This window comes from Mesorhizobium sp. M1338, assembly GCF_040318045.1.
Taxonomy (GTDB): domain Bacteria; phylum Pseudomonadota; class Alphaproteobacteria; order Rhizobiales; family Rhizobiaceae; genus Mesorhizobium.
The window spans coordinates 17,350-30,830 of record NZ_JAMYLL010000044.1; the positions used below are offsets into that span (position 1 = coordinate 17,350).

The window sequence follows — 13,481 nt, forward strand, 5'->3', positions numbered from 1 at the left end:
GGCAAGTCGGATTGACGCACTTCCAGCGATACTAGCGTTGGCCATTAATGGTGTAGCCGGTGTTGCGTGTATTACGCAGGAGCGGAACATCGAATGGTTTGTCGATCTTCGCCCGCAGTCGGCTGATATGGGTTTCCACCACGGTGCTTTGCGGGTCGAAGTTGAAGTTCCAGATCCGCTCAAGGAGCATGGTCTTCGTCAGTATACGGCCCTCGTTACGCATCAGGAGTTCAAGCAGCGCGAATTCCCGAGGAAGCAATTCGATCGTCGTTCCGCCGCGGGTGGCGAGGCGGCTGATGAGATCTAGTTCCAGGTCAGCTACCTTCAGCTTTGCCTTTTCGGCGGTGATCGGAGGACGCCTTTGCAGAGCATTGACCCGAGCCAGAAGCTCGGAGAATGCAAAGGGCTTGATCAAGTAATCGTCCGCACCTGCCTCCAAGCCTTCAACTCGATCGTCAACACCGCCCACCGCCGTCAGGAAGATCACTGGCACCTTTCCGCCGGCGCCTCGAAGACCTCGCACAAGCGACAAGCCATCGAGGCCTGGCAGCACCCGATCCACAATTGCGACGTCATAGGGATCGCGTAGTCCGACAAGCAAAGCATCGCGCCCGTCTGTCAGGGCATCGACCACATGGCCGGAAGAGCTCAATCCATTTTCGATGTAACGGCTGATTTGTTCGTCGTCTTCGACTAGGAGAATTTTCATAATAGCAATCTCTCATCTGGCTTGGCGCGCCAAGCGTTGATGACCTTTCCAGTTTGCTTCTGTCAGCGATGCGGACGAAGCGATGTCTCAGTGAGGCCTTGCCCGGCGGGGTTTTCGCTCGGTGCCATTAGTCGGTGACGCAGCTTTTCAATCAGCCAGGGTACTGGGTTTTGATGTCTCAACATCCATAGACTGAATCGACAACACGGTTCGCAAGCGAAGGCGCCTTGCAACTTTCACGATTGTATCGTCATTTTGGCGTATCCCTTCATTGTGCCGCAAGTCGAGCATAAGGCGGATCCGCGGCGCTCATCACCTCAAGCGATCACGCCGTGATCGCTTCTGAGAGCAGCCAGTGGGCCGCGGATTGGTTTTCAACCCGCGGCGCTGGTCCCGGATCACTTGATGCCGGTGACCGTGATACGTCCGTTGACGCGGTCGGCTGTGAACTCGATCGCCTGACCCGTTTTGACCTTACCGAGCAGGCCCTGCTCCGCGACGACGAACACCATCGTCATCGCGGGCATGTCGAGATTGGTCAGCGGCCCATGCTTGATCGTCAGCTTCTGCTGTTTGGCGTCGACCTTGATGACTTCGCCCTTCACGTATTCCTGCGCAAGCGCGCTCTCGCCGATGCCGAGAACGAGCGCGAGTGTCGAGAGTGTCTTTACCAATAGTGTCATGATTGCCTCCTTTGCATTGGGTCAGTTGGCGACGTTGATGTCGCCCTTCATGCCGGAATCGTAGTGACCCGGGACCAAGCAGCCGAAACCGAAGTCGCCAGCATTGGCGAACGTCCAGATGATTTCGCCTCTGGCGCCGGGCGCCAGCCGGATCGCATTGGGATCGGCGTGCTCCATGTCGGGGAACTTCTCCATCAGCGCCTTGTGCTCCCTGATCCCCTCATGGACGTCCATGACGAACTCGTGGTCGACTTGGCCCTTGTTGACGAATTTCAGGCGAACGGTCTCGCCCTTCTTCACCCTAAGGACGGCCGGCTGGAACAACATTTTTCCGTCGTCCTTCTCAGACATCGAGATGTTGATAGTCCGCTTTGCCTTGCCGGCCTCGCCTGGATTGCCGATCGGCATGGTGGCGGCTTTGTCGCCATGGCCTCCGGCGTGGGTTCCACTGGCATGAGCCGCTCCGGAACTGAGCGCCGTCAAAACGGCCGCTGCGATGATATGTTTCATGCTGTACTTTCTCTCATTGTTGAGGTTGAGGGGTTTCGGTCTGTCATCCCTGTTTGCCGTGACCGCCGTGCGCTGCCGGGGCCATCGTTTTTGCGTCGCCTGATTTCGTGGGAGCGGGGACATCACCCTTCCACTCGTAGGCCACGGTTCCCGCCGGGTGCTGGTACCAGCCAGGATCGGCGTAGTCGTCCGAGGCGAGCCCCTCGCGAACCTTCACGACCGAGAACATGGAGCCCATCTCGATGGGACCGAATTGCCCCCAGCCATCCATCATCTTGATGGTGTTGTCGGGCAGCGGCATTTCCATTTCGCCCATGTCGGCCATCCCGCGATTGCCCATCGGCATGTAGTCGGGCTGAATTTTTCGGATCTTCTCGGTAACCCTTGTCTTGTCGACGCCGATGAACGTTGGCACATCGTGTCCCATGGCGTTCATCGTGTGGTGCGATTTGTGGCAGTGGATGGCCCAGTCGCCCTCATATTTAGCTTCGAACTCGTAGGCCCGCATGGCGCCCACAGGAATGTCGATCGATACTTCCGGCCAGCGAGCCTCTGGGCGTGTCCAACCCCCGTCGGTGCAGGTCACCTCGAAATCGTAGCCATGCATGTGGATCGGATGATTGGTCATGGTCAGGTTGCCGACACGGACCCGCACTTTGTCGTTCTTGGACACGACAAGGTGGCTGATGCCGGGGAATAGGCGACTGTTCCAACACCACAGGTTGAAATCGGTCATAGTCATGATTTTCGGAACGTAAGATCCGGGCTCGATGTCGTAGGCGTTCAGCAGGAACACGAAGTCACGGTCCACCCGCATGAACTTCGGGTCCTTCGGATGGATGACGAAGAAGCCCATCATGCCCATCGCCATCTGCACCATTTCATCGGCGTGCGGGTGGTACATGAAGGTGCCGCTCTTCACGAGGTCGAACTCGTAGACGAAGGTCTTGCCGGGCGGGATTCCCGGCTGGGTAAGACCGGTCACGCCATCCATGCCACTGGGCAGGATCATGCCGTGCCAGTGCACGGTGGTATGCTCCGGCAGCTTGTTCGTCACAAAGATGCGGACGCGGTCGCCTTCGACCGCCTCGATGGTCGGCCCGGGGGACTGACCGTTGTAGCCCCAGAGATAGGCGGTCATTCCGGGCGCCAGTTCCCGCTCGACCGCCTCGGCGACAAGGTGGAATTCCTTCACGCCATTGTTCATGCGGTGGGGCAGCGTCCAACCGTTGAGCGTCACAACCGGCTGGTAGTCCGGGCCGCTCGTCGGAAATATCGGTGGCTGCATGTCCGGCGATTCCATGACAGCTGCCTCCGGCAAGCCCATCGCCGAGGTCTTGGTCCATGCCGTGGCACCGGCGAGCAGGGCTCCGGCGCCGAGTAACTGACGTCTTGAAAGCATTTTCTTCTCCTGAGTTCAGTGGCCTTCGGCGCCCGCTTCGGCTGCGGCCGGAGCGTCGCCGCCGCCGGGCGAGTTTGCGCCACCACCGTGGATGGCGGTTCCGAGATTGACGTCGGCCAGCCAGAAATTGCGCTTGGCGTTGAGGGAAACCATGATCGAACTGATTTTCGCGCGGGTGTCCGCCAGCAGCTCGAACGTGTTGGTGATCATGCCGTTGTAGGTGAGGACCGACTCCGCCTCGATCTTTGTTCGCAGCGGCACAACACTGTTCCGATAGTGCCGAGCAATGTCATAGGTCGAACGGTAGGTGTCATAGGCGGACCTCGCCTCGGAGCGGACGTTAACCGCCTTTTCCGCCATCCGATTGGCGGCTTGCATATAGGCAAGCTCGGCCTTGCGCATGCGTGCCTTGCCGGTATCGAAAATCGGGATGACGAACTCCGCCTCCAGGGTGGGTGCGACACTCGTCTCCGTCCCGCCCTCCTCGGACTCCTCGCGTTCCACCTCCGCGCCGGACAGCAGTTCCAGGTCACTGACGTAGCGCGTCGCCTCGGCGAGACCGTACGATTTCGCCAGCGCCTCAAGCTCAAGTTTCGCGATCTCGAGGTCGATGCGATTTCTTAGCGCTTCCGCCTCGATGGCGCGTTTGGCCTTGGCGCCTTTGGGCAGGGCTGGAAGCATGTTGGGGACCGAGTAATCGACGTCCGGTCCCCATAGACCCATGAGGCGGGTGAGTTCTTCCTTGGCAGTCCGGGCGGCGAGGCGCGCCGCCGCCGCCTGACCGGTGATCTCGGCATAGAAGACGTGTTCGCGGGCCTGGCCGGTTTTTGTAAAAGCGCCTGTCTCCCCTAGTTTTTGAGCGAGTTCGGAGGCAGCGTCGGCGGCGGCTTGCGCCTTGTTCAGATAGGAAACGCTTTCCCAGGCCGATGCCGCATTGATCCAGGCCCGCCGCGTGTCCGCGGCCAGCCGCAACGTTTCTTCGGCGGCGCGGAGCTGGGCCTGACGGAAGCGTGTGTCCGCGACCGCGACGCGTCGCTGACGGGTCATCAGCGCAAGGATGTTGCTGGCAACAGCCCCCTCGATCGTGCGTGCCGGATCGATGCCGGCCATACCGACCGAGATTGTCGGATTGACGAGCATCCCTTCTTGCCAGACATCGGCCGCCGACAGACCGATCTCGGCGTAGGCGGCCTGCAGGCCTTTGTTGTTGAGCAGGGCGACCTGCACCGCGATGTCCGGACCAATCGTCTTCTTCTGGACGAGGCGCTTCACGCGCTCCGAAACCGTCCGCGCTTCCTCGCTGGACTGCACCCACACTGTTTTCTTGCCGGTCACGGAATCGGCACGCGCCGCGACTGTCGTGAAGCCGGCCATGGGGACTGAGATGCCATCAAGGGGCCCGCTGGTCGTGCATCCGGCAGCGATCAGCGGAATGGTCACCACCGCAGCTATGGTCAGGGGCCGGCGCTTCATGATCCGGCTCCCGGGGCTGCGGGAGAGAGTTCTTGATTGAGCCGCCGCCAATCCTGCGGATCGAGTGGCTCCCGCTGGCGATAGTCAGCGACGACCGGATGGTATTTCGTGCCACGGATGCCAATGACGGGATCGGCCGGATTGAAGGCGGGAAGAACGTCGGACGGCGTGGTTGCCGCGCATCCGGCAACGAACAGCGATGCGAACATCGCGAAGCTTGCGATTTTCATTGTAGACCTGAATCTTGACGTGTGCATTTGGCCGCGTGGGAACGAATTCCCAACGCTGCGCGCGAACGCCCTCAAAAGAGGCGTCAGTTCAGATGTATTTGGGGGGTCTAATTAGCGCTTTGTATTCGCCGAGCGGCAAAATGACGGCAATGACGGGCGCAAAGCAGCGGGAGACAACAGGCTCCAACTCAGGACAATCGACTGGCACCGCATTTGCCGGCGCGCAATGGACTTCACAGCTCTTGTCGGCGGATTGGTTGTCGCCGTGCTGATGCTCCGACCTGTCCGTGTCATTCGCCTTGGCGCCGTGATGGCCCATGCCGTGTGCAGGTGTCTCGGCTTGCAGATCCGCGCTGGCGTGAACACCCGTGGCATCGGCTGTGGCGAATAGACCAGGCTGAAGCGCCGACATGACCAGGAATCCGATCGCAAGCAGAACTCGCAGCGGTACGCTTCCTAGGATCGCGATTCGACCAACAGTCCTCATCGGCCCTTTCCATAATTGTTCGGCTGATTTGTCAAGGCCGCCTTCGACCAGTTTGCTGCAGTGCAACCAAAAGTGAGGATCGTTGCAGGAACGGTATTGCTCGAAGCCCCCATGTGCCACAACATTTTTCATACATTTTTGTATGCCCTGTTTATGGCTCATGCTTAGGAACGCAACCGTGCTGCGATGTCCGCGATTTCGGTTTAGCTCAGGCTCAGCACGCTCCGGCGACGACCAGATAACGCGAGACCTTCGCGAAAGTGACGATTGCGACAAAGCTCCATAGCGGCTCGCGTAGAACCCCAGCGACCACGGTCAGTTTTCACCGCCGAGCCCGGGACGGTGGCCTATGCTGGCGACAAGAACCAGCATTGGAGGCGGGAAGGAACCAGTAACGAGGAGTCCCGCAAGGGCGGCCTCCGACTGCGCCGGAAGGAATGGTTGCCGCAGGGAAGGCAACAGCAAACAGATTGCCGTATACGGCAAAGATTTCCATCTAATCTTCGACTTGCGGATCAGGCTTCGGAGCTGCACATCGATCACGACCATCAGTCCGCCACCGCCCTGTTCTTCGACATTGTTGTTGGTCGTATGATGCCCGATATGGCAGTGGATCAGCCATTTTCCGGCCCGACGTGCCTGCCAGACGACATCGTATCGTTGCGCTGGACGTTGACCCGCGGCAAGGAATCGTGCCGAGTCCGGGATAGTCTCGCCGTCGCGGGCGACAACTTCGAATGGACCGCCGTGGACGTGCATCGGGTGGATAAACCCATTGTGGGTGCCAATGAAGCGCACTTTCAGAGTTGGCATGGTCAGAGGGCGGGTGATCCATTGCCGAGGCCGCTGCTTTGGTGCGGGATTTCGGAGAGGTGGCTCATCGATCCGTAGCTGATGGGCTCCCTCTCTATGAGATCGAGCTAGTTCAGGATCTGGGCAAGGAACAGTTTGCTTCGCTGGTGACGCGGATGCGAGAAGAATTCGGAGGGCGTGTTCATCTCAACGATCTCGCCATGGTCCATGAAGACGACGCGGTCGGCGACCTGGCGGGCAAATCCCATCTCGTGCGTGACACACAGCATGGTCATGCCATCCTCGGCCAACGCGACCATGGTATCGAGCACTTCTTTGACCATTTCCGGATCGAGTGCCGACGTCGGCTCGTCGAAGAGAATGATTTTGGGGCTCATACAAAGCGCGCGCGCGATCGCAACCCGCTGCTGCTGGCCGCCTGACAGTTGGCCGGGATATTTGTGCGCCTGGTCCGGAATCTTCACTCGTTCCAGATAATGCATGGCGGTCTGCTCGGCTTGCCCGCGCCGCATCCCGCGTACCCAGATCGGCGCCAGCGTTAGGTTCTCCAGAATAGTCAGGTGCGGAAACAGGTTGAAGTGCTGGAACACCATGCCGATGTCACGCCGGATTACGTCGATCTTCTTCAAATCATTGGTGAGTTCGACGCCGTCGACGACGATCTGTCCCTGCTGGTGCTCCTCCAGCCGGTTGATGCAACGGATCATGGTCGACTTGCCCGAGCCCGAGGGCCCGCAGATCACCAGCTTTCGCCGCGAAGGACCCTCAAGTTGATGTTCTTAAGCACATGGAAGTCCCCGTACCATTTGTTCATCCCGGTCAATTCGATTGCCGGCCGATCATTGGGATTTGGCATGGACGGAACGCGCTTTAGGGGGACGATAACATCACGGCATTTCCTAGTGGGCGGTGGGGCCGCGCCGCTCCAGAAAGTCGGTGAAGCGGGCGAATGAGAAGGAGAGTGCGAAGAAGATCGCGCCGATGAACAGGAACGTCTCGGCCGCAGGCGATGGCCAATCCGGGTCGGCCAGCGCCGCTTTACCAGAGCTGATCAGGTCGAACAGGCCGACCACCAGGACAAGGCTGGTGTTCTTGATCATGACGATGATGGTGTTGGCCAGCGCCGGGATCGCCACCCGGATCGCCTGCGGCAGGATCACCAGATATTGCATGCGCCAGAAGGGCAGGCCGACCGCCGCCGCGGCCTCGTACTGGCCATTCGGGATAGCCTGCAGGCCGCCGCGAATCACCTCGGCGAGATAGGCCGCGGCGAAGATGGTGAGGGCGACCAGCGCACGCACGAACTTGTCAGGCAACAGAGCCTCGGGCAGGAACAGCGGCATCATGATCGATGCCACGAACAGGATGGACAAGAGCGGCAGTCCGCGCACCGATTCTATCAGGACCACGGCGCCGACGCGTATCGCGGGCATGGTCGAGCGCCTGGCCAGCGCAAGGAGGATGCCGACGGGGAAGGCGACGCCGATGGCAACGACGGTGAGGATGAGTGTGACCGGCAGGCCGCCCCAAGAAGAGGTCGGAACCTCGGTCAGGCCTAAACCGCCGGCCATCAGCCAGAAGATCAGTACTAGTGCCGCCACCCAGAGCGCCGCCAGCCGCGGAGCCCAGCTGGCAGGCCGCACTGACCAGCCGAGCAGCGCCAGGATGAGCAGGCAAACGATGGCGGGGCGCCAGCGGTCGTCGAGCGGATAGATGCCGAACAGCAACTGCCCGGACTTGGCGTAGATGAAGCTCCAGCACGCTCCGGTGGCCACCCGACACGCGCGTGGACTGGGGTCGAACAGCACAGCGTCGATTACCAGCCAGCGCAGCATCGGCGGCACCGTGGCGACGAGCAGAACGCCGAACAACAGCGTCAGGGCGGCATTGAGCGGCGTGCCGAACAGGAGCCTGGCGGACCGCCGCAAGGCGCCGAAGCGGATCTGTCCTGGCGTTGGCTCGGCCGGAAGGGGAAGAGACAGGGCCTTCATGGTTCAGCGCTCCACGATGGCGATGCGACGGTTGTACCAATTGGCCGCGCTCGACAGGCTCAGGTTGAGAGAGAGATAGACGCCGAGGATGATAAAGACGCCCTCGATCGAATGGCTGGACTTGCTGATGATGGTGTTCATCACCGCAAGGAAGTCCGGATACCCGACCGCGATCGCCAGCGTCGAATTCTTGACGACGTTGATGTATTGGCTGTTGAGCGGCGGGACGATCACCCGCAGCATCTGCGGGATAATGATCAGACGCAATATTTTGCCACGCGGCAGGGCGAGCGAATGACCTGCGTCCCACTGACCGCGGCCAACCGAAAGCACGCCGCCGCGCACGATCTCGGCGACAAATCCGGTGGTGTAGATGGTCAGCCCGATCAGGATGGTGCTGAGTTCGGGCGTCAGTTCCTTGCCGCCCTTGAAATTCGACCCGGTGAAGGTCGGCCAGTCGACGGAGAACTTCGCGTTGGCAAGCCAGACCCCGGCAACGCCAACCGCGAGGATCGCCGGTGCGGCCAGCGGCGGCAGCCATCCTCGTCTCGCCGCCCAGCCGGCGGCCGCCAGTGCCAGGGCGAGAGCAATGACGAGCAATCCCGGGGTGGCGATGTCAATGCTGACAGCCGGCACCACAAAGCCGCGCATGGAGGCGTAAACGCCTGGCAGGGGATTGAGCGCTTCGCCGACCGGCGGCAGCACCTTCCACCACAGTGAGTAGAGAAAGATCAGGAGCACGATCGGCGGTGAATTGCGTGCAACCTCCACCAATGCGCGGCAGGTGCCCGCTGCCAAGGGATTGCTGCTCAGCCGGGCAATGCCGACGACGAGGCCGAGCGCGGATGAAAAGACGATGACGACGGCGGAGATGAAGACGGTGTTGGCGATCCCGGTCGCGATCGCCCAGTAATAGGGATCCCTCGACTTGTAAGTGAGGATCGCTTCCGAGATGACGATCCTTGACGGCATCATCAGGAAATCGAAGCCGATCGGGATGCCGCGTGCCCTGAGATTGGCGAAAGTCGTGCTGACGAGCAGGGCAGCGAAGGCGGCAGCCACGGCCACGACGGCACACTGGATGATGATCGATCTGGTCTTGGCGTCGCTCAGCATTTCGACCTCCACGTTTCGCGGCGTTAGCAGGAAAGGGAGCGCCGCGCACGTTTCCCCCCTTTATGTGGGGCTCAATCCCAGGGGAAAGGATAGTTGAGGCCGCCGTCCTTCCACAACGCGTTCAAGCCGCGCTCGACCTTCAGCGGGCTGTCCTTGCCGAGATTGCGATCCCAGATCTCGGCGTAGTTGCCCATTTGCTTGATGACGTTGTAGGCCCACTTGTCGCCCAATCCGAGCGGCTTGCCGAAACCGGGCTCCTCGCCCAGCACGCGTTTGACTTCCGGACTGCCCGAGGCAAGCTTTTCATCGATGTTTTGCGAGGTGATGCCGTTGGCTTCGGCCCAGAACAGCGCATTGAGTGTCCAACGCACGACGTCGAAAAGCTGATCGTCACCGCGGGCGACCGCGACGCCATTGGGTTCGGCGGCCCTGCCGACTCGGATGATGTCGTAGTCGTCCGGGTTCTTGGCCACCGAGGCACGCTGTCCGGCTGCCGCAGTGCCGTCGGTGACGTAGGAATCGCAGCGGCCCCCAAAGAAGGCGTCGCGCGCCTGAACGGTCGAGTCGTAATAGACTTTCTCCATCGCGATCCCGAACTCTTCCTCGGTTTCCTCTATCGCCTTCTCGGTCAGGCTGCCACCGCCTTGCAGGCAGACGGTCTTTCCGTCGAGCAGTTTGGGCTCCGTAATGTTATCGGCCTTGCGCACGAGCATGCCGTCCGTGTCGTAGAGATTGATCCAAACGAAGCGGACAACCGTATCGCGACTGTAGGTGATGGTGGATGTGCGCGACAGAACGTCGATTTCCCCAGTTTGCAGCGCAGGGAAACGCTGGCCTGCGTTAAGCGGCACGTAACGGATCTTCTCCTTGTCGCCGAGGATGGCGACCGCGAAAGTGCGGCAGATGTCGGAATCGAAGCCGCGATAATACCCCTTCTCGTCCGGCCGGGAGAGACCGGGCACGCCCTGGCTGGCGCCGCAGCTGACATAGCCGCGCTCCTTGATCTTGTTGACGACCGCCTGCGCGCTGGCGTCCACGGCGCCCGTACTCAGGCTGGCCAATCCTATCGCCAGGCCCGTGAGCCATTTCAGACCTTGATGTTTCATAGTCATTCCCCTTGTCGTTGAGGTTATCGTCATTCGGTGGCCTTGACGTCGGCTGCGGCGGTTCCGCTGCGCCGGGCTTCAGCAAAAAGTTCGAAGGCCTGGGAAAGGTCGGCTAGAAGATCGTCGAGTGCCTCGAGGCCGATCGACAGGCGCCAGACCGGGCCAGGCTTCAGCCAGTCGAGGCTGGCGCGGCCCTTGCGCGGATCGCTGACGGCAATCAGCGAATGCACGCCGCCCCAGCTTGCACCGAGCCTGAACAGCCGCAGGCTGCGCAGTACATGGGATTGCAGTGGCGCCAGTTCCGGCCGCAGCACGAAGGAGAACACGCCCGCCGATCCGGCGAAGTCACGCTTCCAGACCGCGTGGCCAGGATGACCAGGCTCCGCGGGATGCAAGATCTGTGCGACTTCCGGGCTTTCCGACAGCCAGGCGATGATCTTCCGCGCGGTGGCGTCGGCATGACGCATGCGCACCGGCATGGTCATCAGGCCACGCTCGCACAGCGCGCAATCCTCCGGCGAGACCCCGTAGCCGAGGAAGCGCGCCGTGTCCTTCAGGCGTCGGAACAGCGCCTCGTCGCGCACTGAGACTGAACCCATCAGGAGATCACCATGGCCGCCGGCGTGTTTGGAAAGCGCCTGCATCGAGATGTCGACGCCATGAGCGAGCGGCTTAAACAGCAGATGCGAGGCCCAGGTGTTGTCGGCCGCGACGAGCGCGCCGGCCTTGTGGGCCGCGGCTGTGATGGCGGGCACATCCTGGACTTCGAAGGTGGCCGAGCCAGGCGATTCTACCCAAACCAGCCGCGTTCTGCCGTCGATCATGGCCGCGATGCTTGCGTCCAGCCGTGGATCGTAGGAAACCGCCTCGATCCCGAGGGGGCCGAGAAAACGCTCGGCCATGTCGCGCGCCGGGCCATAGAGCGTCTCCGGAATCAGAACCCTTTCGCCGCCACGGCAGACAGCCATGGTTGCCAGCGTCATGGCGGCCATGCCCGACGGAATGACGAGAGCCCGCGATCCGCCTTCCAGCACGGCGATGTGATCTTCGAGCTGCCGGCTGGTCGGTGTGCCGTAAAGTCCGTAGCTGAACCCGTCGTACAGGCGCTCGACGCGACGCTCGTACGACTCCAGATCGTCAAAGACAATGGTCGAGGCTCGCTCGACCGGCATCGCCACCGCCTGGAACGGTTCCTCGGAGCGCTTGGGAGGATGGACATGTGAAGTGTCGTCGCGTCGGTTCATGGGCGCAACTTAGCCGGCTCATCCATTGCCATCTATGACCGCAGCGATAAAGTTAATTCGCTTTTGATATGGGCTGCACTATGAACCTGCGCGACATCGATGTCTTCAACGCGATCATGATCACGCGCGGCGCCGGCGCGGCGGCCGCGCTGCTCGATACCTCGCAACCGGCCATCAGCCGTTCGCTAGCCAAGCTAGAGGCTGAACTCGGCTTCAGGCTTTTCGACCGCATTCGTGGCAGGCTGGTGCCGACACGCGAAGGGGAGTTGTTCCATGCCGAGGTGAAAGCCAACCTAGTCGGGCTCGACCGGCTCAAGCTGCGCGCGGCCCAGATCAAGGAGGTCGGCACCGGTACCATCCGCGTCGCCAGCTTGTCGGCGCTCGGGCACGGGCTGGTGCCGCGCGCCATCGTAACGTTCTCGCGCCGGCATCCCCAGGTGCGCATCAGCTATCAAGTTCGCACTTCCAACGTCGTCCGCGACTTGGTGGCATCCGGCAGTTTCGACATCGGGCTCGCGGCCGACGAGGTCGATACCAGCGGCGTGCTACACAGCATCTTCACCACGCCGCGCGCCGTCTGCGTGATGCCAACGACTCACCGGCTGGCGCGGAAGGAGGTGATCACACCGGCCGATCTCGCCGACGAGGCGTTCCTGGCATTGTCACCGGAAGACACGGTGAGGGTCGCCATGGACAAAATCCTGACCGCGAATGCCGTGCGGCCGCGCATCCTAATCGAGACGCCCTACGGCCTGACCATCGCCATCCTCGCGGCGAAGGGCATGGGGATCGGCCTGGTGAACCCCTCGGTCATTGCCGACCGCATGATTGGCGGCATCGTGGCCAGGCCATTCGAGCCGGCCGTGCACTTCCGCGCGCTGCTCCTGCGTCCGCCGGACGGAATCAACTCGGCGCTGATTACCGACTTCATCGCCGAACTCTACGCGGCGCGCAATGCGCTATCGAGCGAACCGTAGGCGAACAAGTCAGCGCTCGTCGCTCGGCTCGTCATGCATCAAGCCGGCACTCGACAAGTTCGTTGAAGCAGTGTGCGGCACATCAGTGGCCGGCCATGGTACTCCCCTGATTGGCATTTGGGACAGACTGCGGGGTTATCGAGACAGACAAAACAAAGTGTTTGAGAGGAACTCAGATTTGAACGGCTGCTCTTCAAGCTAAGTTGCCAAAAGTCGGCAGCCCGCTGTCGGCCCAGAGCCGCCAGTCTGCAATGCGCCCACAGAGACGAGCCGGCACCCTGAGGGGGGACGTGGGGCAGCGGCCGATCTTCTGACACTCTTCGAGCATGCCGCCGAGTTCCCGGCAAAGAAAGACTTGGCCCAACGCGTTCGACTTGTCGTCCAGGCCCATCCGCCTGTTATAGGCCGACACTTGGTCCCTCAATTGAGAAACTCGGCCAGCTCTATGACCGCTGGAGTAAGCCCAGCCGCCTACAGCACATGTGATCACTGCATAAACGAAGACACCAAGGGTCACCCTGCTGCCGCGCAGCTTTTCAGGCAACAATTTGACGATACGTTGCATGAATTATCATCTACTGTTGCTGCTGTACCAACCCCAAATTGGCCTAATATGATGAACATTTTCTTGAGCACTCGCTCATCGAAAGTCTCATAGGTCTGGCAAACGGACGGCTTTTCTGTGGCCAAACTGCCGGCGCGCCCCGAGGTGATGCGCTGCCAAAACCGCCCCGGAACCC

The 13,481-nt window shown here is 61.1% G+C and carries 13 protein-coding genes and 2 pseudogenes; 1 reads left to right on the forward strand and 14 read right to left on the reverse strand.

Features of this window, described 5'->3' with window-relative positions; genetic code table 11:
* Window positions 1-31: 31 nt before the first annotated feature.
* The 13 genes and pseudogenes from NKH19_RS26610 to NKH19_RS26670 form a co-directional block, all read right to left on the reverse strand.
* Window positions 32-709, reverse strand: a complete 678-nt coding sequence (locus tag NKH19_RS26610) for a response regulator (RefSeq protein ID WP_352883288.1) — start codon at window positions 707-709, stop codon at window positions 32-34.
* Window positions 710-1,107: 398 nt separating this feature from the next.
* Window positions 1,108-1,392 carry a copper-binding protein gene (locus tag NKH19_RS26615; RefSeq protein WP_352983087.1) on the reverse strand — a complete coding sequence of 95 codons (285 nt, stop codon included), beginning with the start codon at window positions 1,390-1,392 and terminating at the stop codon, window positions 1,108-1,110.
* A 21-nt stretch (window positions 1,393-1,413) separates the two neighbouring features.
* Window positions 1,414-1,902 carry a cupredoxin domain-containing protein gene (locus tag NKH19_RS26620; RefSeq protein ID WP_352872774.1) on the reverse strand — a complete coding sequence of 163 codons (489 nt, stop codon included), beginning with the start codon at window positions 1,900-1,902 and terminating at the stop codon, window positions 1,414-1,416.
* A 43-nt stretch (window positions 1,903-1,945) separates the two neighbouring features.
* Window positions 1,946-3,304: a multicopper oxidase family protein gene (locus NKH19_RS26625; RefSeq protein ID WP_352872772.1), complete on the reverse strand. Its 1,359-nt coding sequence runs from the start codon at window positions 3,302-3,304 to the stop codon at window positions 1,946-1,948.
* A gap of 15 nt (window positions 3,305-3,319) precedes the next feature.
* Window positions 3,320-4,777 (reverse strand): TolC family protein, encoded by a 1,458-nt coding sequence (locus NKH19_RS26630; protein ID WP_352983104.1) that lies wholly within the window; start codon window positions 4,775-4,777, stop codon window positions 3,320-3,322.
* Window positions 4,774-4,986 carry a hypothetical protein gene (locus NKH19_RS26635; protein WP_352872770.1) on the reverse strand — a complete coding sequence of 71 codons (213 nt, stop codon included), beginning with the start codon at window positions 4,984-4,986 and terminating at the stop codon, window positions 4,774-4,776. Before NKH19_RS26635 ends, NKH19_RS26630 begins: the two co-directional genes overlap by 4 nt.
* 109 nt (window positions 4,987-5,095) lie before the next feature.
* A complete protein-coding gene (locus NKH19_RS26640) occupies window positions 5,096-5,656 on the reverse strand; it encodes a hypothetical protein (protein ID WP_352983090.1) in 561 nt (186 codons plus the stop codon).
* 366 nt (window positions 5,657-6,022) lie between these two features.
* Window positions 6,023-6,301, reverse strand: a pseudogene (locus NKH19_RS26645) (multicopper oxidase domain-containing protein); the annotation flags it as partial.
* 113 nt (window positions 6,302-6,414) lie between these two features.
* A pseudogene (locus tag NKH19_RS26650) lies at window positions 6,415-7,163 on the reverse strand (amino acid ABC transporter ATP-binding protein).
* A gap of 43 nt (window positions 7,164-7,206) precedes the next feature.
* Entirely contained in the window at window positions 7,207-8,298 is a 1,092-nt protein-coding gene (locus NKH19_RS26655; RefSeq protein WP_352872765.1) for an amino acid ABC transporter permease, read from the reverse strand.
* A gap of 3 nt (window positions 8,299-8,301) precedes the next feature.
* Window positions 8,302-9,414, reverse strand: coding sequence for an ABC transporter permease subunit (locus tag NKH19_RS26660; protein WP_352872764.1), 1,113 nt, complete (start codon window positions 9,412-9,414; stop codon window positions 8,302-8,304).
* A 71-nt stretch (window positions 9,415-9,485) separates the two neighbouring features.
* Window positions 9,486-10,520: a transporter substrate-binding domain-containing protein gene (locus NKH19_RS26665; RefSeq protein ID WP_352883297.1), complete on the reverse strand. Its 1,035-nt coding sequence runs from the start codon at window positions 10,518-10,520 to the stop codon at window positions 9,486-9,488.
* 29 nt (window positions 10,521-10,549) lie between these two features.
* Complete coding sequence (locus tag NKH19_RS26670) at window positions 10,550-11,764, reverse strand: trans-sulfuration enzyme family protein (RefSeq protein WP_352971661.1); 1,215 nt, start codon at window positions 11,762-11,764, stop codon at window positions 10,550-10,552.
* 80 nt (window positions 11,765-11,844) lie between these two features.
* Between NKH19_RS26670 and NKH19_RS26675 the strand changes: the two genes are divergently transcribed.
* On the forward strand, window positions 11,845-12,741 hold the full coding sequence (locus NKH19_RS26675; protein ID WP_352872758.1) for a LysR family transcriptional regulator: 897 nt from the start codon (window positions 11,845-11,847) through the stop codon (window positions 12,739-12,741).
* A 193-nt stretch (window positions 12,742-12,934) separates the two neighbouring features.
* On the opposite strand, the gene NKH19_RS26680 is transcribed toward NKH19_RS26675, so the two are convergent.
* Window positions 12,935-13,306 (reverse strand): hypothetical protein, encoded by a 372-nt coding sequence (locus NKH19_RS26680; protein ID WP_352872756.1) that lies wholly within the window; start codon window positions 13,304-13,306, stop codon window positions 12,935-12,937.
* Window positions 13,307-13,481 lie beyond the last annotated feature (175 nt).

What these genes read in the sequence shown, in the direction of transcription:
- NKH19_RS26635 (WP_352872770.1), bottom strand. Translation starts at nt 4,986, where the DNA reads ATGTTCGCATCGCTGTTCGTTGCCGGATGCGCGGCAACCACGCCGTCC.
- NKH19_RS26615 (WP_352983087.1), bottom strand. Translation starts at nt 1,392, where the DNA reads ATGACACTATTGGTAAAGACACTCTCGACACTCGCGCTCGTTCTCGGC.
- NKH19_RS26625 (WP_352872772.1), bottom strand. Translation starts at nt 3,304, where the DNA reads ATGCTTTCAAGACGTCAGTTACTCGGCGCCGGAGCCCTGCTCGCCGGT.
- NKH19_RS26610 (WP_352883288.1), bottom strand. Translation starts at nt 709, where the DNA reads ATGAAAATTCTCCTAGTCGAAGACGACGAACAAATCAGCCGTTACATC.
- NKH19_RS26680 (WP_352872756.1), bottom strand. Translation starts at nt 13,306, where the DNA reads ATGCAACGTATCGTCAAATTGTTGCCTGAAAAGCTGCGCGGCAGCAGG.
- NKH19_RS26620 (WP_352872774.1), bottom strand. Translation starts at nt 1,902, where the DNA reads ATGAAACATATCATCGCAGCGGCCGTTTTGACGGCGCTCAGTTCCGGA.
- NKH19_RS26630 (WP_352983104.1), bottom strand. Translation starts at nt 4,777, where the DNA reads ATGAAGCGCCGGCCCCTGACCATAGCTGCGGTGGTGACCATTCCGCTG.
- NKH19_RS26675 (WP_352872758.1), top strand. Translation starts at nt 11,845, where the DNA reads ATGAACCTGCGCGACATCGATGTCTTCAACGCGATCATGATCACGCGC.
- NKH19_RS26665 (WP_352883297.1), bottom strand. Translation starts at nt 10,520, where the DNA reads ATGAAACATCAAGGTCTGAAATGGCTCACGGGCCTGGCGATAGGATTG.
- NKH19_RS26640 (WP_352983090.1), bottom strand. Translation starts at nt 5,656, where the DNA reads ATGAGCCATAAACAGGGCATACAAAAATGTATGAAAAATGTTGTGGCA.
- NKH19_RS26660 (WP_352872764.1), bottom strand. Translation starts at nt 9,414, where the DNA reads ATGCTGAGCGACGCCAAGACCAGATCGATCATCATCCAGTGTGCCGTC.
- NKH19_RS26670 (WP_352971661.1), bottom strand. Translation starts at nt 11,764, where the DNA reads ATGAACCGACGCGACGACACTTCACATGTCCATCCTCCCAAGCGCTCC.
- NKH19_RS26655 (WP_352872765.1), bottom strand. Translation starts at nt 8,298, where the DNA reads ATGAAGGCCCTGTCTCTTCCCCTTCCGGCCGAGCCAACGCCAGGACAG.